At 63.1% G+C, this 19765-nt stretch carries 18 protein-coding genes; 12 read left to right on the plus strand and 6 right to left on the minus strand.

The genetic code is table 11. From position 1 onward, the window contains the following. The first annotated feature begins 117 nt into the window (after window positions 1–117). Window positions 118–930 (plus strand): S-methyl-5'-thioadenosine phosphorylase, encoded by an 813-nt coding sequence (locus tag E0E00_RS09890; protein ID WP_130812344.1) that lies wholly within the window; start codon window positions 118–120, stop codon window positions 928–930. A 94-nt stretch (window positions 931–1024) separates the two neighbouring features. Here the strand turns inward: E0E00_RS09890 and E0E00_RS09895 are convergent, their stop codons facing one another. Together E0E00_RS09895 and E0E00_RS09900 are read right to left on the minus strand one after the other, a co-directional pair. Next, complete coding sequence (locus E0E00_RS09895; protein ID WP_130812668.1) at window positions 1025–1453, minus strand: ACT domain-containing protein; 429 nt, start codon at window positions 1451–1453, stop codon at window positions 1025–1027. Then, window positions 1453–2799, minus strand: a complete 1347-nt coding sequence (locus E0E00_RS09900; protein ID WP_130812345.1) for a phenylacetate--CoA ligase family protein — start codon at window positions 2797–2799, stop codon at window positions 1453–1455. The genes E0E00_RS09895 and E0E00_RS09900 overlap by 1 nt, the downstream gene beginning before the upstream one ends. Before the next feature lie 239 nt (window positions 2800–3038). On the opposite strand from E0E00_RS09900, the gene E0E00_RS09905 reads away from it, so the two are divergent. Continuing rightward, complete coding sequence (locus E0E00_RS09905) at window positions 3039–3623, plus strand: GNAT family N-acetyltransferase (RefSeq protein ID WP_130812346.1); 585 nt, start codon at window positions 3039–3041, stop codon at window positions 3621–3623. A gap of 398 nt (window positions 3624–4021) precedes the next feature. Here the strand turns inward: E0E00_RS09905 and E0E00_RS09910 are convergent, their stop codons facing one another. Continuing rightward, window positions 4022–5461 (minus strand): PLP-dependent aminotransferase family protein, encoded by a 1440-nt coding sequence (locus E0E00_RS09910; protein WP_130812347.1) that lies wholly within the window; start codon window positions 5459–5461, stop codon window positions 4022–4024. A gap of 153 nt (window positions 5462–5614) precedes the next feature. Between E0E00_RS09910 and pdxS the strand changes: the two genes are divergently transcribed. The 8 genes from pdxS (at window position 5615) to E0E00_RS09950 (ending at window position 13266) form a co-directional block, all read left to right on the plus strand. Beyond that, a complete protein-coding gene (gene pdxS / locus E0E00_RS09915) occupies window positions 5615–6532 on the plus strand; it encodes a pyridoxal 5'-phosphate synthase lyase subunit PdxS (RefSeq protein ID WP_130812348.1) in 918 nt (305 codons plus the stop codon). Next, entirely contained in the window at window positions 6532–7101 is a 570-nt protein-coding gene (gene pdxT / locus E0E00_RS09920) for a pyridoxal 5'-phosphate synthase glutaminase subunit PdxT (RefSeq protein ID WP_130812349.1), read from the plus strand. Before pdxS ends, pdxT begins: the two co-directional genes overlap by 1 nt. A gap of 185 nt (window positions 7102–7286) precedes the next feature. Further along, the gene (locus E0E00_RS09925; RefSeq protein WP_130812350.1) at window positions 7287–8366 is read left to right on the plus strand and encodes a 6-phosphofructokinase; all 1080 of its coding nucleotides are present in this window, start codon (window positions 7287–7289) and stop codon (window positions 8364–8366) included. A 12-nt stretch (window positions 8367–8378) separates the two neighbouring features. Continuing rightward, window positions 8379–9086, plus strand: a complete 708-nt coding sequence (locus E0E00_RS09930) for an MgtC/SapB family protein (RefSeq protein ID WP_130812351.1) — start codon at window positions 8379–8381, stop codon at window positions 9084–9086. Between the two features lie 17 nt (window positions 9087–9103). Continuing rightward, entirely contained in the window at window positions 9104–9880 is a 777-nt protein-coding gene (locus E0E00_RS09935; protein WP_130812352.1) for a radical SAM protein, read from the plus strand. Between the two features lie 103 nt (window positions 9881–9983). Then, a complete protein-coding gene (locus E0E00_RS09940; RefSeq protein WP_130812353.1) occupies window positions 9984–10811 on the plus strand; it encodes a class II glutamine amidotransferase in 828 nt (275 codons plus the stop codon). 459 nt (window positions 10812–11270) lie between these two features. After that, window positions 11271–12254, plus strand: a complete 984-nt coding sequence (locus E0E00_RS09945) for a 3'-5' exonuclease (protein ID WP_130812354.1) — start codon at window positions 11271–11273, stop codon at window positions 12252–12254. A gap of 1 nt (window position 12255) precedes the next feature. Then, window positions 12256–13266 (plus strand): LysR family transcriptional regulator, encoded by a 1011-nt coding sequence (locus E0E00_RS09950; RefSeq protein WP_130812355.1) that lies wholly within the window; start codon window positions 12256–12258, stop codon window positions 13264–13266. 19 nt (window positions 13267–13285) lie between these two features. On the opposite strand, the gene htpG is transcribed toward E0E00_RS09950, so the two are convergent. Then, window positions 13286–15256: a molecular chaperone HtpG gene (gene htpG, locus E0E00_RS09955; RefSeq protein ID WP_130812356.1), complete on the minus strand. Its 1971-nt coding sequence runs from the start codon at window positions 15254–15256 to the stop codon at window positions 13286–13288. A 665-nt stretch (window positions 15257–15921) separates the two neighbouring features. Here htpG and E0E00_RS09960 point away from each other — a divergent pair. Then, the gene (locus E0E00_RS09960) at window positions 15922–16908 is read left to right on the plus strand and encodes a D-isomer specific 2-hydroxyacid dehydrogenase family protein (RefSeq protein ID WP_130812357.1); all 987 of its coding nucleotides are present in this window, start codon (window positions 15922–15924) and stop codon (window positions 16906–16908) included. An 88-nt stretch (window positions 16909–16996) separates the two neighbouring features. Here the strand turns inward: E0E00_RS09960 and E0E00_RS09965 are convergent, their stop codons facing one another. Next, on the minus strand, window positions 16997–17371 hold the full coding sequence (locus tag E0E00_RS09965; RefSeq protein WP_165443656.1) for a nitroreductase family protein: 375 nt from the start codon (window positions 17369–17371) through the stop codon (window positions 16997–16999). Window positions 17372–17619: 248 nt separating this feature from the next. Here E0E00_RS09965 and E0E00_RS09970 point away from each other — a divergent pair, with 248 nt between their 5' ends. Then, window positions 17620–17928, plus strand: a complete 309-nt coding sequence (locus E0E00_RS09970; RefSeq protein WP_130812359.1) for a CDP-alcohol phosphatidyltransferase — start codon at window positions 17620–17622, stop codon at window positions 17926–17928. A gap of 192 nt (window positions 17929–18120) precedes the next feature. Here E0E00_RS09970 and E0E00_RS09975 read toward each other — a convergent pair whose 3' ends face one another. Continuing rightward, entirely contained in the window at window positions 18121–19713 is a 1593-nt protein-coding gene (locus E0E00_RS09975; RefSeq protein WP_130812360.1) for a 4Fe-4S dicluster domain-containing protein, read from the minus strand. Window positions 19714–19765 lie beyond the last annotated feature (52 nt).

The following is a 19765-nucleotide window of genomic DNA, read 5'->3' on the forward strand; positions in this document are numbered from 1 at the left end:
TTATATCGATTGCCCAGTACGGGCGCTCGGACTGCTGACAGGGAGGCACGTGACGCGGCGGCACGGCCACCTTACAATGATCGAGGGCACATGAACCCCATTCGAAAGGAGCCACACATGGCAGAGCTTCCGCAGGCAGAGATTGGCATCTTTGGCGGGTCCGGTTTCTACAGCCTCTTCGAGGGCGACCGCGAGGAGGTCTCCCTCGACACGCGCTGGGGTCAGCCCTCCGATGTCTACACCGTGGGAACCATCGGCGGACGCAAGGTTGCGTTTCTCCCCCGCCATGGTCACAAGCACACCTTTGCACCCGGCGAGGTCAACTACCGAGCCAACCTCTGGGGCATGCGCGAGCTTGGCGTGAAGCAGGTCATTGGACCCTGCTCGGTAGGGTCCCTCTCGCTTGACATCCACCCCGGCGACTTTGTGATCTGCGACCAGTTCGTCGACAGGACCAGGTGCCGTGCCGACACCTTCTTCACACATGAGCTTGGCCTTGGCGTGCAGCACCTCTCCGCCGCTCGCCCCTACTGCGAGACCATGCGCAAGATTGCCGTCGAGAAGTGTCGCGAGCTTGGCATTCCCGTGCACGACGGAGGCGCTGTGGTCACCATCCAGGGCCCGCGCTTCTCGACCACGGCAGAGAGCGAGTGGTTCCAGAAGATGGGCTGGTCTGTGGTGAACATGACACAGTACCCCGAGGCGTGGCTCGCGCGCGAGCTTGGCATGCACTACGTGAACATTAGCCTGGTTACCGACTACGATTCGGGCCTGGGCAAGTACGCGGCCGTCACCAACGACGACGTGCTGCGCGTCTTTAGCGAGAACCTCCACCTGCTGCGCAAGCTCATCGAGGCCATGGTCCCCGCTCTTCCCGAGAATATCGACGACGACTGCACCGGAAGCGCAGCGCTCTTCGAGCGACTCTAGGGTGACAGTTGGGGTGCGCCGCCCGGTGGCGACGCCGCGCGGCGCACCCAGCAAGTCTCGAAACCGACCCTCCGACGCCGCGCGGCAACCCAGCCTAGTCCAGCTCGCCCTCCTCCAGAATCTGGAAGCCAGCCCGCTCGATGGCAAAGACGGCCTCGGCGGCCTGCGCGGGATCGGTCACCTTTAGGGCAAAGATGGCATTGCCGTCCTGGTGAGAGAAGCAATACCCATATTCCACCGAGATGTCCGCCTCGTCGAGCGTCTCAAGAAGCTCCGCCAGCCCACCAGGCCGGTTGGGCACAGCCACGGCCGTGACCTTGGTCAAGCGGGCACGGTATCCCGCTGCGTCAAGCGCTGCCTTGGCCTTGTCGGCCTCATTGCACACAATGCGCACCAAGCCGTACTCGGGGGTATCGGCAATCGAGAGGGCACTCATGTTGACGCCCGCGTCCGCGAGAGAGCGGCAGAGTGCCGCCAGACGCCCCTTGTCGTTCTCGAGAAAGACTGAGATTTGCTTGATCATCACTTAATCCCCTTCCTCATGTCGATGACGCGCTTGGCCTTGCCTGTGCTGCGCGAGATGGACTTGGGTTCGACGATGCGAACCTTGACGCCAACGGAGAGGTCGGTTTTGAGGCGAGCAGAGATTTGACGCTGCAGGGCCTCAATGGCGCCGGTCTGGTCAAAGTCGAAGTCGGGATTGGCTTCCGCCTTGAGCGTGACCACGTCCAGCGATCGCTCGTCGGTGCCAACCTCAATCTGGTACCAGCTCGAGACATGGTCGAAGGTCTTCATGACGTCCTCGATCTGCGATGGGAAGACGTTCACACCACGGATGATGAGCATGTCGTCGGTGCGGCCGTGCAGGCGGTCGATGCGCTTGTGCGTGCAGCCGCAGGGGCACTCACCAGGCAGGATGCGCGTGATGTCGCGTGTGCGGTAGCGCACGACGGGCGATGCCTCGCGGTCGAGCGTGGTGAGGACAAGCTCGCCCCACTCGCCATCGGGCAGGCGCCTGCCCGTAGCAGGATCGATGATCTCGGCGAAGAAGTGGTCCTCGGCAAGGTGCAGGCCGTCCTGCTCGAGGCACTCGCAGGCCACACCCGGACCCATGGTCTCGGTGAGGCCATAGATGTCGAGAGCCCTGTAGTTGAGCTTGCGCTCCAGCTCGATGCGGAAGTTGTCCGAGAAGGGCTCGGCGCCGTGGATGCCTGCCTTGAGGTGGAAGTCGCGAGTGGGATCGAGCCCCATCTCGAGCGCCGTGTCAGCGATGTGCATCGCGTAGCTGGGCGTGCAGCAGAGGATTGTGGTGCCCATCTCGCGCAAGATGCGAATCTGACGCTCGGTGTTGCCGGCCGAGGCGGGGATGACCGTGGCGCCCGAGGCAAGCGCGCCGTAGTGGGCGCCCAAGCCACCCGTGAAGAGGCCATAGCCATAGGCAACCTGTACCACGTCTGTGGCACCGCCGTCCGCAAAGCGGATGCTGCGGGCGAAGCAGTCTGACCAGAAGTCAAGGTCATGCTGGGTATAGGCACCAAGCGTCGCCACACCGGTGGTGCCCGAGGACATGTGGATCTCTCGCACGTCCGAGAGGGGCACGGCAAGCATGCCATAGGGTGCGGCGTCGCGAAGGTCCTGTTTGGTCACAAAGGGCGCATGTGCGAGGTCATCGAGAGAGACAAGGCGATAGGGGTCGAAGCCTGCCTCGTCGAAGGAGCGCTTGTAGAACGGGATGTGCTCGTAGCAGTTGACCAGCGTGCGTCGAACGGCCTCGAGCTGCATCTCCTCGAGCTTCTCGTGCGAAAGCCGCGTAGGGTCTGCCGCCTCCGCATCTCCAGCCACCGTCGTGCCATCGTGCTCGCTTGCCATGCCAAGCCGCCTTTCGAGCCAACCGCGCGTCGAAATCCGGGACGTCCGACGCGTGCACCCATTGTCATCCAGGAGCCGCTTCCACAGGAATCTGAATCCGTGAGCGCACTTTATCATAGGAGAGCGTCGACGAGGGTCGGCCAGTAGCATGAGATTTGGGTTCGGGGCCAACGGTGCGCGTCGCAGCGGCATGTGGCGCGTACGGCTATAGTTGGCTCCGGTAACAACGGGGAGGACTCATGAGCGAGCTGCGCATCACGGCGGCTAGCCGCACAGACGCAGAAGACCTGGCAGCCATCTACGCACCCTACGTGCAAGACACCGCAATCACCTTTGAATACGATGCCCCCGATGCGCAGGAGATGGCAGTGCGCATCGGGGGCATCACCCTTACCCACCCCTGGTTGGTGGCTCGTGACGGGGCGGGCGGCGTGCTGGGCTACGCCTACGCAAGTCCCTACTATGGGCGCGCGGCATACGGCTGGTGCGTGGAGACCTCCGTCTACGTGGCACGCGAGGAGCGCGGGCACGGCGTTGGCTCGGCCCTCTACCGGGCACTCGAGCGGGCGCTTTCGGCACAGGGCATCCTCAACCTCTACGCCTGCATCGCCACGACCGACGAGCCGGATGCCCACCTCGGCAACGCAAGCGTGGCGTTTCACGAGCGACTTGGCTACCGCGAGATAGGCCACTTCCCCAAGTGCGGCTACAAGTTTGGTCGTTGGTACGACACCGTATGGATGGAGCGCGACCTCGGAGAGCACGTCGCCGCCCAGCCCATCTGGCGGACGTTTCCCCAGGTGAAAGCCGAGCTGGGACTGTAGGTGAAGCCTCCTCGGGACCCTCTCCAAAGCTCGGCTTACCTGCACGAGGCCAGAGAGACCTGGAGTGGCGTGCAGGCCGACTGGCAAGCAGCCGTCCCAATGGCAGAAGTCCGGCATCGTGCGTACGCACGACCGAGACTTGCTGCCAATTTCGCCCTCCAAGAGCCCCATGCTGGCAGAAATCCGCCATCATGCGTACGCACAACCCCGGCCCGTTGCCATGGCTCTCTCGTCCAACTGGGCAAACGTCGCCGCCCTGGCAGCTCTCCCTGGTCGTGCGTACGCACGATGCGGCTTTCTAGCCAGCCCGCCCAACTACGGCCTGGTTGCATGCACGGAGAAGGGCGCAATTGGGTCGCAGGCCTTTGGCTTGGGAACGGCCGCCTCTCCAAGCGTCCCTACAGCACAGGCCCAAGCGCATTGGCCGCAGCCTGCGCATCCTCCACGGAGAGGCCATCGTACTGCACCACGAACCGCGCCCATCCGTCTCTCCCCTTCGCATGCTCGGGGACCCGCGCGAACGAAGAGAGCGGCGCCAACGAGACCCCCACTCCGCGAGCGGCCGACACAATGCCGCGCTCCCCGCGACCGTCGTCTTCCACGGCAAGCACGAAGTGGATGCCAGAGTCCGCCTCCTCGATGCGCAGGCGGCTGCCCGCCGGTCCACCGAGAAGCCCCTCCACCAGCGCATCTCTCGTCTCGCGCATCTCACGGCGATAGCGAGCCACATGCCTCCCGTACGCACCGGACTCAAGCGCGTGTGCCAGCGCCACCTGGTCGATTGCGGGCACGGTTGTCGAGAGGAACCCCAGGCGGTCGTCAAAGGCGGCATCGAGTGCGGACGGCAGCACCAGATAGGCGATGCGCAGCGCCGACGAGAGGCTCTTCGAGAACGTGTTGAGGTAGATGACGCCGCCTGTGGCATCGATGCTTGCAAGCGACGGAATGGGCCGACCGGCAAGTCGCAGCTCGCAGTCGTAGTCGTCCTCGACAACGTATCGCCCGGCCTTCTCGGCAGCCCATCCCAAAAGCTCGTAGCGGCGAGCAATGCTCGTCACACACCCCGTGGGGAACTGGTGCGAGGGCATCACATGTGCCACGGCAACCCCAGACGCCCGCAGCGCACGCGACGAGAGTCCCTCCGCATCAAGCGGCAGGTAGGATACGTCAAGACCGTGGGCTCTATAGGACTCGCTCGCCCGCGCGTAGCCCGGATCCTCCACGCCAACGGTATGCGACTCACGCAGGAGCTGTGCGACAAGCCCGTAGAGCGTCTGTGCGCCAGCCCCCACAACGACCAGCTTGGGATCCACCGACATACCGCGCGAGCGCGCCAGGTGGGCGGCGATCGCCTCCCGAAGACGCATCACGCCGCGAGCGGGCGGCGTGCGATACAAGACGTCATCCGGCTCGTGAGCCAACGCGTCGCGAAGGGCTCGCTCCCACAGGCGCGCAGCCCCAGGCGCAGCAACTCCGGCGCCGTGAGCGAGGTCATATGCCGGTCTGCCTGTGGTTTGCTGGTCTTTGCATGAGCACGTCGGCACCTGACGCATGGGGATGGGCGCCGACGCGGGAGCAGCCAAGTCCGGCAACGTAGGCAGGCTCGCGGCATAGTAGCCCCGCCGGGGGCGAGAAACCACGTATCCCTCGGCAACAAGCTGCGCATAGGCACCTTCCACCGTGACCACGCTCACTCCCAGCCCCTCCGCAAGCGCGCGCCGCGACGGCAGGCGCTCGCCCGCGGCAATTCCTCCGGTTACCACCTGGTCTCGGATACACCGGTAGAGATGCTCGTAGAGGGGAAGCCCTCCTCGCCCCGTAAGGTCGATGCCCTGCATGCAGCGTTCCTCTCATCCGTGGCCTTATCAATACGGTAACACTGGTCTTAATCTGGTCCTATCAATTTATCTCATTCTGGACATTCAAATATGACCATGATGCGTCTAGTCTTCAGAGCCACACGAATACGCCAACGACAAGGGGGCCATCGCATGGCACAGGACGAGAATGCGACGCAGAAGGCAGCACCAACGCCGGGACCAGAGCGATCAAAGCTCAACCGCGAGCTCGCACAGATGCTCAAGGGCGGTGTCATCATGGACGTCACAACCCCTGAGCAGGCGCGCGTTGCCGAGGAGGCGGGCGCCTGCGCCGTCATGGCGCTCGAGCGTATCCCGGCCGACATTCGCGCCGCAGGTGGCGTGAGCCGCATGAGCGACCCGCACATGATCAAGGGCATCCAGGCGGCAGTCTCCATCCCCGTTATGGCCAAGTGCCGCATTGGCCACTTTGTGGAGGCGCAGGTACTCCAGGCCATCAACATCGACTACATCGACGAGTCGGAGGTCCTCTCCCCCGCCGACGATGCCTACCACATCGACAAGACGCGGTTCGCGGTGCCCTTCGTCTGCGGGGCGCGCGACCTGGGCGAGGCCCTGCGTCGCATTGCCGAGGGCGCGTCGATGATCCGCACCAAGGGCGAACCCGGCACCGGCGACGTGGTGCAGGCGGTGAGCCACATGCGCCTCATCAACGCGCAGATGCGCCACGTGGCGAGCCTGCGCGAGGACGAGCTCTTCGAGGAGGCCAAGCGCCTGGCGGTGCCCCTTGAGCTTGTGCGCTTTGTGCATGAGAGCGGCCGCCTGCCAGTGGTCAACTTTGCTGCAGGCGGCGTGGCCACACCGGCGGACGCAGCGCTCATGATACAGCTGGGCGCCGAGGGAGTGTTCGTGGGGTCGGGCATCTTCAAGAGCGGCGACCCCGCCGAGCGTGCCCGCGCCATCGTGGGTGCAGTCACCAGCTTCGACGACCCCGAGAAGATTGCGGCGCTCTCCGAGGGCCTTGGAGAAGCCATGGTTGGCATCAACAAGGATGAGATAGACCTGCTCATGGCCGAGAGGGGCAAGTGATGGCAACGGCGGTCCTCGCCCTGCAAGGGGCCTTCGTCGAACACGAGGCCCACCTTGCGGAGCTGGGCGAGAGGTCCTTCGAGCTACGCGACGCAGATGACCTCTCACGCCCGTTTGACCGTCTGGTCCTTCCCGGCGGCGAGTCCACGGTCCAGGGACGCCTTCTCGAGGAGCGGGACATGCTCGAACCCCTGCGCAAGCGGATCGCAGACGGCATGCCGGTGCTTGCCACCTGCGCCGGGCTCATCCTGTTGGCACAACGGCTTGCCGCGCACGACGACAAGGGCACGCCGCGCCTGTCCACGATGGACGTGACCGTCGAGCGCAATGCGTATGGCCGCCAGCTAGGAAGCTTCCGCACGGCGGCAAGGGTCGCCGGAGTTGGGCAAAACGTGCCGATGACCTTCATCCGAGCTCCACGCGTGGTAGAGGTGGGCGCAGGCGTCCAGGTGCTTGCTCGGATTGACGGAAGTGTGGTGGCGGTTCGCCAGGGGTCACAGCTGGGGCTTTCCTTTCATCCCGAGCTCGACCGCGACCTCAGGCTGCACCAGCTGTTCCTCTCGCTGTAGGGTCACCACCCCACCCCTGACATCCGCCGGCTGCCGTGAAGGGAGGAAAGGGACGCCGAGGAGAGAGGGCCACGGTCGCACCGGACCTGCGCCCGTTGGCGGATGGCCCCGCCTGCCGTTCCAACTTGTGCGAAACTTTCCTCAGGCGTCCGTCAGGGACGACGAACCACAGGAGAGGATGAATCATGCTGAGGATCGGCCTTCTCACCAGCGGCGGCGACTGCCAGGCGCTCAACGCAACCATGCGAGCCATCGTCAAGACAATCATGCACAACGCCAAGCAGGACGTCGAGATCTATGGCTTCCTCGATGGCTACCAGGGTCTCATCCGCAATCGCTACATCCAGATGACCCCAGGCGACTTCTCCGGTCTCCTCTCGCTGGGCGGCACGGTGCTGGGCACCAGCCGCACGCCGTTCAAGCTCCTGGACGTCCCCGAGGCAGACGGAACCGTGAAGGTTCCCGCCATGAAGCGCACCTACAAGAACCTCAAGCTCGACTGTCTCTTTGTGCTGGGCGGCAACGGCTCCACCAAGACGGCCAACCGCCTCTACCAGGAGGGGCTACACGTAATCGCACTGCCCAAGACCATCGACAACGACACCTGGGGGACCGACCTCACCTTTGGCTTCACCTCGGCCACCGACGTCGCCACCCGTTGCATTGACGACATCCACACAACGGCAAGCTCCCACGGTCGCGTCTTCGTTATCGAGATCATGGGCCACAAGGTGGGCTGGATTCCCCTCTACGCGGGTGTCGCCGGCGGTGCCGACGTCATTCTCATCCCCGAAATCCCCTACGACATGGATAACGTAGTCGAGGCCATCGACCGTCGAGAGGAGAACGGCGGCCGCTTTGCGATCATCGTCTGCGCTGAGGGTGCCATCTCAAAGGAACAGGCGGCGATGAAGAAGAAGGACTACAAGAGGCTTGTGGCCGAGCGCGTCAAGCCCTCCGTTGCCTATGACATCGCCGAGGAGATTGCCCGCAGGACCGACCGCGAGGTCCGCGTGGCCGTACCGGGCCACACGCAGCGCGGCGGCCAGCCGGACTCCCAAGACAGGATCTTTGCCACCCAGTGCGGCGTGGAGGCGGCGCGCGGCTGCCTCGAGGGCAAGTACGGCTACATGATCGCCAAGGTAGGTGGCAGGATGCGCCGTGTGCCGCTCGAGGACGTGGCAGGCAAGCTCAAGTACGTCGACCCCAACTGCGACCTGGTGCGCGAGGCAAGGCTTCTCGGCATCAGCTTTGGCGACGAGTAGACGCGAGGGCGAATGATTGGTGGGGCCTGGCAGAGCCTTGTGACGGAGACGGCGGCATGGGGGGCCCGTGCCGTCTTCCTTCGTCTGCTTCTCGCCACCCTCGTGGGCACGGCAATCGGCATCGACCGCGAGTTCCACAACAAGGGTGCGGGCGTCAAGACCCACGTCCTTGTGTGCATCGGCGCGGCCATGGCGATGATCGTAAGCGAGTATGTGCTCCACCAGTTCCCCGACGCCAGGGGCGACATCAACCGCATTGGCGCGCAGGTCATCTCGGGCGTGGGGTTTCTCGGCGTGGGCACCATCCTCGTGACCGGAAGAAACGAGGTCCGCGGCCTCACGACAGCCGCTGGACTTTGGGCCTGCGCGTGCATCGGCCTGGCGGCGGGCATTGGCTTTGCGGAGGGCGCGCTTATCGGTCTCTTCTTCGTGCTTCTCGCCTTCGAGGGCCTGAACCGCCTCGACCACGTGATTCGCCAGGCCTCCAAGACCTTCGACGTCTACGTGGAGTTCGATGAGCCCTCGGGTGTGCGCGAGCTTCTCCGCAAGCTTCACTCCTGGGACTGCACATACGAGAACTTTGAGGTCATCCGTGGTCAGGACGGCAGGAAGGGCACGGCGGCGACCTTCTCGGTCGAGCTCTCGACGATGGGACGCAAGAGCCTCTTTATCGAGTCCATCGGAAACCTTGACTTCGTCACCTTTGCCGACGAAATCTAGGCCGGAAGGCTAGCGCCGTGTCAACGTTTCTCAACAAGAGCCCCGTCTTTGGTCCCGTCACAAGCAGGCGCTTTGGGGTCTCGCTCGGGGTGAACCTCATGCCTGCCACGGGCAAGATCTGCACTTTCGACTGCCTGTACTGCGAGAACGGCCTTGATGCGCAGCGCCGCACGCACGACGGCTACACTGGCCTTGGCCAGGTCACAGACGCCCTCGAGAGGACCCTCGCAGACATGGCCGAGAGGGGCGAGCACCTCGACGACATCTGCTTTGCCGGGAACGGCGAGCCCACCGCGAGCCCCACCTTTCCCCAGGCCGTCGACGTGGCGCTGGCCCTGCGCGACCGCTACGCCCCAGACGCACACGTGACCGTGCTCTCAAGCGGCACACAGGCTGGGCGGCCGGCCGTCCACGCCGCGCTCATGCGCGTGGACAGAAACGTCCTCAAGCTGGACACCGTAGACCCCGCCTATGTCGCGGCGCTCGACCGCCCCAAGGTGCCGTATGACGTGGAGCGCCAGATCGAGACGCTTGCGTCCTTCTCGGGCCACGTGATTGTCCAGACGATCTTCCTGCGGGGCAGCTACGAGGGTCGCTCGTTTGACAACACGGACGAGGGGCACGTGGGTGCGTGGCTCTCGGCGCTCGTGCGCATCCAGCCTAGGGGCGTGACCATCTACACCGTGGACCGAGATACGCCAGCGGCAGGTCTCACAAAAGCGCCAAGAGACGCCCTCGACACCATTGCGCGGCGCGTGCGCGAGCTTGGGTTCCCTTGCGCCGTTGGGTACTGAGACGCAACGCCACTCCCGCGGCGCACAGACACGCACACGTCTCCCCTCTACGCGCTATCATCGTCCGCGTACCCGAAAAGTCACGAAAGATCGGACGCCCAGCATGTGCGAGCTCTTCGCGATCAACTCGAGCAGGCCGGTCTTGGCCAATGCCTACCTGAGAGAGTTCTACACCCACAGCCATGACCATCCCCACGGCTGGGGTCTCTCGTGGCGAGATGACAACGGCAGGCCCGGAGACCCTGAGGCAGACGTGGTGCTCTGGCGCGAGCCCATCCCCGCCTACAGGTCCACGCTCCTGCCTAAGATTCTGGCGCACCCTGTCGAGGCCTGCCGCCTGGAAGCGCACATCCGCTTCTCCACCTGCGGCGAGCAATGCGTCGAGAACTGCCATCCCTTCCTTGGCTCGGACATATCCGGACACGAGTGGACCCTCATCCACAACGGCATCCTCTTCAACGAGGAGCTGCTCGCAGGCTATGACCGTCGTGAGCGGGGCGAGACGGACAGCGAGCGCACGATGCTCTTCCTGCTCGACGTCCTCGACGAGGCTGCCCTGCGTGCGGGTGGCGCGCTTGACTTCGAGGGCACCTTCAATGCACTTGCGGGCGCCTTGTCGCAGATCTCGAACCTCAACCGCCTGAACCTCATCATGGACGATGGCACCTACACCTACGTGCACACCAACACGTCCGAGGACACGCTCAACTTTCGCCAGCTGTCGGATGATGCCATCGTCTTCTCGACCAAGCCGCTTGGGGGAGAGGCCGAGAGAGACCTCTGGAAGCCGGTTCCCAGAAACCGCCTTATCGCCTACCGCGACGGACGCCTGGTGCGCACCTCTGCGCCGCACGGCTACACGTTCTGCGAGGCGATACTGGACCTGCGTAGGAAGTTTGGCGACGCGTGGCCCGAAGTCATCACGTCGTAGGCAGAGGCAGCGCACGCGGAGCCTGCGACAAGGGTGACGAGGGTTCGCGCTCCCCCCCTGCTCCCCTGGGACATCCTTCGGGCAGAAAAGTGTAGCCGTGTGTACGCACGACCCGGAGGTTCTGACATGGCCCCAACGTTTGCCCAGTTGGGCAAGGAGACCCTGGCAGCGGACGGGGCTTGTGCGTACGCACGAGAAGGACTTCTCGCCACCGCTTCCTAGCCCTGCTGGGGAAATGCGGCCCTCGTGGCAGAAAGGCCCGATGGTGCGTACGCACGAGAGAACTTTCTCGCCCGCGACCAGGGACAATGGCCTGGTCCCCCACACCATCAGCCTCGCGTTGGGCGGAGAAATGCCCTTGCGCCACATTCGTGACACGCGCCTCTGCTAGGCTAGGTTGTTCTCAACCATCAGGCAGACGGCGCGGGGGCCACCCCGCCAAGAGCGAAAGCGACAAGCATGGATCTCTCCCAGGCAATCGAACAGGCAAACGCCTTCGTCTTCCCTGGCTTTCTCACCGACGACGACTCTCTCACCCAGGAGCGCTCCAAAAACGAGGAGGCCATCAAGGTTCTTACCGACGCCTGGAAGGCGGCACCCGATGGTCGCGAGCCATTCTCGTTTGACCTGGTAAGGGGCCTTGCCGGCAGAAACCGTGACATCTGTGACCGCTACGGCATCGAGCGCCTGCGCAACACGCAGGGCCTCAACCTCGCGCGGCGTCTCTCGGACGCAGACCTCATCCATGGCGTGGCTGCGCTCCAGCACCGCTCGGACGAGGAGATTGCACGCGTCGCGGGCCCAAGCGTCACGGACTTGGGCATTGCCTACATCGACGCACCGGTATGGGGCGCCGTGGTGGGCATCGACATCGAGACCTCAGACCGCGAGCCAGACCGCGGCTATGTAATCAACGTTGGTCTCGAGTTCATGAATCTCACGCCCACGGCAAAGCCCACCAATCCCTACTCTGCCTACTGCGGCATGCCCGAGATGTATGCCGAGAGGGGCGTGCCTCTTACGGAGATCCACCACATCACGTGGAAGGACCTTGAGGGAAAGCCGTCCCTGCGACAGAACCCCAAGATGCAGAAGGCGATTCTCGCAGCGCTCACGACGTTCCCGTACATGGCCCACAATGCCGCCTTCGAGGACTCCTGGTTCATGCTCAACGTCGACGGCTACGCCGAGGCGCGCAAGGCCGGAAGGATTGTGCCCATCGACACGCGCGACATCTGCCGTCGCGTGGACCCGGAGGTGCGCCTACTCCCCCGCGAGTCCCATCCCGCTACGCTCGAGAACTGGGCGCGTCGGCGCGGCACCCTAGGCAAGAACGAGAAGGAGCGCCACCTCGGCCTTGAGGACGTGGACCTCATGCTTGCGACCGTGCAGGCCGAGTTCTCGGAGCGCAAGATGTTCCCCGGCCAGCGCGAGGAGGACTAGCATGCGCCTGCAGCAGCTCCGCTACCTCATTGCCGTCGCAGAGAGCGGTTCGATCAACTCGGTGGCGCACAGCCACTACATCTCGCAGTCGGCGCTCTCGACCTCCATCCGCGAGCTCGAGGAGGAGATGGGCGTCAAGGTCTTCAACCGCACGAACAAGGGCATTACGCTCACCTCGGAGGGCGTCGAGCTTCTCGCCTACGCACGCCAGGTGGTCGAGCAGGCCGACCTCATGATCCGCCACTACGCGAGCGACCGCGAGGATTCCTACCACAAGCTCTCCGTTTCTTCTCAGCACTATGCCTTTGTGGTCAATGCGTTCACCGAGTTTGTGACCAAGCGCAATGACGAGTCCTGCGACTTCACGCTGCGCGAGACCCGCACGGCCGATGTGATTGATGACGTACGCACCTTTAGAAGCGACATTGGGGTGCTCTACCTCTCCACCTACAACGAGCGGGTCTTGAGACGCCGTCTCGACGAGGCCAACCTGCGCTTTGTCTCGCTCTTCCGTGCACGACCCCATGTCTTTGTCCGTGAGGGCCACCCTTTGGCCAGACTCTCTCGTGTGGGCATGCAGGACCTTGAGGGCTACCCGCGCTATACCTTTGAGCAGGGCCCCGAGGGCTCGCTCTACTATTCCGAGGAGCCCCTCTCGTCGCTTCCCCATAGGCAGCGCATCACCGTGAGCGACCGCGCGACCATGACGAGCCTCTTGCGCTGCTACGACGGCTTTCTTGTCTCGACGGGCGTCCGCTCGGACGAGATGCTCGACGGCATCGTGGCAATCCCGCTCGACGTGGACGAGGTCATGAACGTGGGCTACGTGGTGCACCGCGAGCGCAAGCTCTCGAGTCTTGCGCAGGCATACATCACCGAGCTCAATCAGCTCATCCTTGACTGCGTTGACAAGAACGCCCTCGTTCCCTCCAAGGAGGTCACGAGGGCGATTGCCGATGCTTCTGCAAGAGATGCGATGGACACGCCGGGGTGCACGGCTCCCACCGAGTAGAGCCGCTGCAGCCACACAGCTACATGAGCTCGGCCACGTTCTTGGCAAACTCCACCGGGTCGTCAATGGGAAGGCCCTCGACGAGCAGCGCCTGGTCGTAGAGGATGGATCCCATGAGCTTGAGGCGGTCCTTCTCGCCTGCCTCCTGGGCGGCCACAAGCTTCCCAAAGACGGGGTGTGCGGCGTTGAGCTTGAGCACGCGCTGGGCCTTGGGCGCCGACGCTGCCTCGGGTCCCTGGCTGATCACGCGTTCCATCTCGAGCGACACCGGACCCTCGGAGGCAATCGTCGCGGGGGCATCGCCCAGACCCGCGGCCACGCGTACGTCGGTGATCTTGTCGCCAAGGTCGCCCTTGAGTTCGTCGATGAGGTCTTTGTGCTCGGTGGTTGCCTCGTCGGCCGCCTTCTTTTCGTCCTCGGTCGCAAGGTTGAGATCTGCGGAGGAGACGTTGGCAAACTCGAGGTCGCGAGCCTCGGTTCCCGTATGCTCGGAGTCACCGGCCACGGCGTCAACATGGTAGGTCCGCATGAACTGGAACATGAACTCGTCAACGTCCTGGGTACAGAGAAGCACGTCAAAACCGTGGCTCACAGCCGCGCTCACCACGGGCATCTTCTCCAGGCGCTCACGGGAGTCGCCGGCCGCATAGTAGATCTTGTCCTGCTCGGCGGGCATGGCAGCCACATACTCCTTGAGTGTGACCTGTTTGCCTTCCTTGGCAGACCAGAACAGCAGGAGATCGGCGAGGTCCGCTGCCTTGGAGCCATAGGAGTTGTAGATGCCAAACTTGAGGCCACGGCCAAAGTTCTCAAAGAACTTCTCGTAGGTCTCGCGGTCGTTGTCACGCATGCCCTCGAGTTCGGAGCGAATCTTCTTCTCGATGCGGCGTGCAATGGCCCTGAGCTGCGAGTTCTGCTGCAGGGTCTCACGGGAGATGTTGAGCGTCACGTCGGGCGAGTCCACAATGCCGCGCACGAAGTTGTAATAGTCGGGCAGGAGGTCGGCGCACTTCTCCTGGATGAGGACGTTTGACGAGTAGAGTGCCAGTCCCTTCTCGTAGTCCTTGCTGTAGAGGTCAAAGGGCCGCTCGGAGGGGATGAAGAGCAGCGCGTCATATGAGAGCGCACCCTCGGCGTGGAAGCTTATCGTGCGCTGCGGCTTCTCCCAGTCGTGGAAGGTCGACTTGTAGAACTCGTCGTAGTCCTCCTGCTTGACCTCGCTTGCACGCTTCTTCCAGATGGGCGTCATGGAGTTCAAGGTCTCCAGCTCCCGGTAGTCCTCGTACTCGGGCTTGTAGTCGTCGCCGGCATCCTCGGGCTTTGGCTTCTCGCGGCTCTTGGTGACCATCATCTGGATGGGGTGGCGCACGTAGTTCGAGTAGCGCGTCACAAGGTCGCGCAGGCCCCACTCAGAGAGGAAGCGGTCGGTGTTCTCCTCCTCGGTGGAGGGGCGAAGGAAGAGCGTCACGTCAGTACCGTGGTCGTTCTCGCCCGAGCGCTCACCCTCGGCGGCGGGCTCAATCGTGTAGCCGCTCCTGCCGTCAGACTGCCAGGCAAAGGCCTCGTCTGCACCATAGGCTCGGCTCACGACGCGGACCTTGTCAGCAACCATGAAGGTCGAGTAGAAGCCCACGCCAAACTGGCCGATGATGTCCACGTCCTGGCCCTGGTGCTCGGCGTTCGCCTCCTTGAAGGCCTCGGAACCCGAGTGGGCGATGGTGCCAAGGTTCTTGTCCAGCTCGTCTTTGGTCATGCCGATACCGTTATCGCTTACCGTGATAGTGTGGGCGTCCTTATCGAACGAGAGGCGAATGGCAAGCGAGTCCTGATCGACGTGGACGTCCGGGTTGGTGAGACCCTCGAAGCTGATCTTGTCGATGGCATCCGAGGCGTTGGAGATGAGCTCGCGGAGGAAGATCTCCTTGTTGGTGTAAATCGAGTTGATCATGAGGTCCAAGAGCTTCTTGGACTCTGTCTTGAACTGCTTCATGCGCGCTTCCTTCGTTTGGGACATGGCTAACGTCTATCTAGTTACCCAGCCAGGGAAGTGATAAACCCATGGGCGAGAAGAATCTGCTTTATACGCGCTGAGATTTTCTCCCTCATTGCACTGGGGATACAGAGCCGTGGTGGTGACGGTGGTGCGCCACCACGGCCTCATCACGCCACTCGGCGGGAGCAAATGCCTCGATGATGGGCCAGCATGCCTCTGGCACGGCTCGCGTGGCCAAACACGCCGTCCTTGAAGTTGGATCTCGGCAAGGGAGTGATGCTGTGCGTACGCATAACGCGCGCGTTCTGCCCGAACGCCCTTCTTGGCGAGGCCTAGTGGCAGCAACCCGCCATCGTGCGTACGCACAAGAGTGACTTTCTGACATGGTGCCTCACGCTACCTGCAGAAACGCCACGGCAGTGGCAAGGGGATGTCTTCGTGCGTACGCATGACCCTACTTTTCTGCCCAGAGAGCCCCCCGAGTGGCGCAACTGGCAACAACCCGCAATCGTGCGTACGCAGGACCCCTGAAATTTGCCAAATCGCCTCCGCGCCCCCCGGCCATACACTTTGGCAGCCTTGTTTCGCATCACCACACGCACCAACTACGTGCAACCCCACCGCGTACCATGGATGAGAACACCAACCTAAGGAGATGCAGCATGAAGCTCTTTGCTTATGCCCTGCGCAAGTACGACGAGCTGGGCTATCTTGACGCGTGTGCACGCGAAATGGGATTCGAGTACGGCTGGACATCCGAGTACCCCAGTCTCGATAACGCTAAGCTGGCCAGGGGCTACGACGCGCTCTGCATCATCACCAACCCCATGCCAGCGGAGCTTCTCGATGCATTCCATGAGGAGGGCGTGAAAAACCTCGCCACCAGGACCATCGGCTACGAGCACATCGATGTCACCCACGCCTACGAACTGGGCATGCGGGTGGCAAACGCGCCCTACCCTCCCGAGGGCGTTGCCAACTACGCCATCATGCTGCTGCTCATGGCACAGCGAAAGGTCAAGCTTCTCTCGCGCCAGTCCCTGGCACAGGATTTTAGCCTTCGCGGCAAGCTGGGGAAGGACGTCTCGACTTCCACGGTGGGCATCGTGGGGACAGGTCGGATTGGCGCCACCGTCGTCAAGCACCTTGCGGGCTTTGGCTGCAAGCTCCTCGCCTACGACCCCCACCCAAACCCCGAGGTCGCGAAGCTCGCGACCTACGTCGACCTTGACACCCTCTACGCCGAGTCGGACGCAATCACACTCCATGCGCCGGGACTGCCCGAGAACCACCATATGGTCGATGCGGCCTCGTTTGCCAAGATGAAGCGCGGCGTGACCATCGTGAACGCGGCGCGCGGCATGCTCGTCGACACCCAGGCGCTCATCGAGGCCATAGAGTCCGGGCAGGTTGGCGCGGCCGCACTCGACACCATTGAGCGCGAGGAAGACCTCTGCTACCTCGATCGCAGCAGGGACGTGCTTCCCAACCGCGACCGTGCGGTCCTCATGGCGTTCCCCAACGTGATTGTCTCGCCGCACATGGCCTTCTACACTGCAGAGGACGTGGAGGCCATGATTTGCAATGCAGCCAGCGCACTTCTCGCCTTTGAGCGCGGAGAGAAGACCCCCTTCGAGGTACGACGCTAGCCGAGCACGAAAGGCGCAGAGGCACAAGGCAGGGAGGCGATGCCGTCTTGGACCGCCCCCGTGCTACAAAAATTGATACAGCTCACATTCAAAAGCTGATGGTTGAGACGTACGCCATGGACCCGTTGGGCGCCATTGGTACGGCATCCGGAGCATCCGCCTTTGGGCCGTCAGACGACCGCGTGCCATGCACGCCATGCCGTGCGAGACCTGCCTCGAGATGGAGCATGGCAATCCCCGTGTCGACGAGCTGGACGTCTCCGATGGCACGTGGCGGCAGCGTACGATGCTCGTAGAGGCCGATGTGCCCTTCCGGGTAGACCAGCCTCCATGGCTGGAGGTTCTGCGCCGAGGGTGCCAGGCGCACGCAGCCGAGCGCAGACGCCCTGACAGGGTCGCACTCGGCGGACGACGCAATAGGATGCGCAAGGCCACCCTGCGAGAGGACCAGGCGTTCGACCACATAACAAGGCGCAGGTCCACGGGAATGTGTAGCCTTTCTCAGGCTAGCGCACTCACGAGGCGTGGAAGGCCGTCAACCCGCCAATCTGGCGGGCGGTCTACACACACCCGCGCCGAACTGCTGTTTGTTTGGAGAATTCATCGCTTGCCGACGAGAACGGGACATTCTCCAAACGCGGGACTAACTCTCCTCAAACCAGGATATAGTCAAAGCATGTAGGTCATGGTCGTTCGGCGAAAGGACATGCCATGGGAAAGAAAGCGGCAGAGGCGCTCGACATCAGCTACAACGATTTGGCCGACTACCTTCATCGAAACCATTCGGTGTACATGAAGGTCGGGTCGGCCGTCTACTACCTCACAGATGTTAACTATGAGGCATGGCGCGCGCAGGACACATCACGGCGCAACTCGAAGAACCACTTCGTGGACTGCAGCGAGCTTGTTAGCACCGTTGACGAGTTCCTCATGCTCCCCTTCGTCCATGGCAAGACCATTAAGGACGTGTTTGACCAGGCAACCTTCTATGCCTCGGTCAAGGACGAGAAGACTGTGTAGCCTGCATGAGACAAGAGACAAGGGGACAGTCCCCTTGTCTCACTCAGGGAGGCCCCGCCGAAGTATGTAGCTCCGGCGGGGCCGTTTCTGTGGGGGGCGGAATGCGGCAAGGCCCGTGGGCCCAGAGACGCAAACGTGCGTACGCACGACCGTCATGAGACAAAGGGGCTGTCCCTTTGTCTCACACTTGTCTCACTTCTCGACGGGACGCTGGGCCTCAAAGGTCTCCTCGACCTCGGTGTCAACGCCCCCCTCTTCGGCAAGCGCGGGGATGAGCACGCGGTATGCGTTCTCGGTGGCGTTCTCGTGCGGTGAGCGCTTGGCGTAGCGCTTGACGGCAGCGGCAGACTTGTTGATTGCCTGCAGCGTACCTGCGCCGGCCACGCAACCGCCCGGGCACGCCATGCCCTCGAGCAGGTAGCCGGGGTACTTCCCACGCACGGCGTCCTTCATCATCTTACGGCAGTCCTCAAGACCCTCGGCGTTAGCGACGTTGACCTCGCAATCGGGATAGCGACGGTGGATGGCGTTGACCACAGCCGAAGCGACGCCACCTGCCACGGCAAAACCGCGGCCATCTGCGGAGGCGACGTCAAAGTCACTCTTGTTGTCATCGGCAAGGGAGAGGTAGTCGATCTTTTTGGCCTCCATCATGCCCGCCATCTCCTCGAAGGTAAGCACGAAGTCCACTTCGCTCTTGATGGACTTGCGCATGGCCTCGAGCTTCTTGGCGGCGCAGGGTCCCACGAAGACGATCTTGGCGCTGGGGTGCTGGGTGCGAATCATCCTCGCCGTAAGCGTCATGGGCGTGAGGGCCATGGAGATGCAGTTTGCGTACTTGGGGAACTCCTTCTTTGCCATGACCGACCACGCCGGGCAGCAGGAGGTACCCATGAAGGGAAGTTCCTCAGGGACCTCGTTCATGAAGTCCTCGGCCTCCTGGATGGTGCAGAGGTCAGCACCGAGCGCCACCTCCTCAACGCCCGAGAAACCCAGCTGGTGGAAGGCCTCGCGAAGCTTGCCTACGTTGCCCTTGCCGCCAAACTGACCGACAAAGGCCGGCGCCACGGCAGCAATGACCTCGTCGCCTGCATTGATGGCCTGGATGACCTGGAAGATCTGGCTCTTGTCGGCAATGGCGCCAAAGGGGCAGTTGATGAGGCACTGCCCGCAGGAGACACACTTGTTGTAGTCAATCTGTGCGCGACCATGCTCGTCGGAGCCAATGGCGTGCATGCCGCAGGCAGAGGCGCAGGGGCGCTCCTTGTGAAGGATTGCGTGGTAGGGACAGACCTTGGCGCACATGCCGCAGTGGATGCACTTCTCCTGGTCGATGTGGGCCTTCTTGTCCACAAAGGAAATGGCGCCCTTGGGGCAAATCTCACGGCAGGGGTGGGCGAGGCAGCCCTGGCACATGTTGGTCACGCGATAGACGTTGTCCTCGCAGGCATTGCATGCAAACTTGATGATGTTGATGAGAGGCGGCTGATAGTAGGTCTCGGGCTTGGCCGCCTCGGCAAGGCCGTCGGAGAGCTGCTCGGGACGGTCTACGCCCTGCAGCGGAAGGCCCAGCGTCAGACGGATGCGCTCGCCCACGATGGCACGCTCGAGAAACACGCTCTCGCGATAGGTGGCAACGTCACCGGGGATGATCTTGTACGGCAGCTCGTCGAGCCTCTTTGCCTCTTCGTCACCGCCCTCGTAGGCGATCTTCGCTACCTCGCAGAAGACCTTGCGCCTGATCTCGGTAAGGTTGGTGTATACGCCACGCATGGTGTCGGCCATAAGTGGATCCTCTCGCTTGTCCCTCTCCTTGCGATGCCGCACGCGGCACCGG

It is taken from the genome of Olsenella sp. Marseille-P4559, assembly GCF_900605015.1.
Lineage (GTDB): Bacteria > Actinomycetota > Coriobacteriia > Coriobacteriales > Atopobiaceae > Tractidigestivibacter.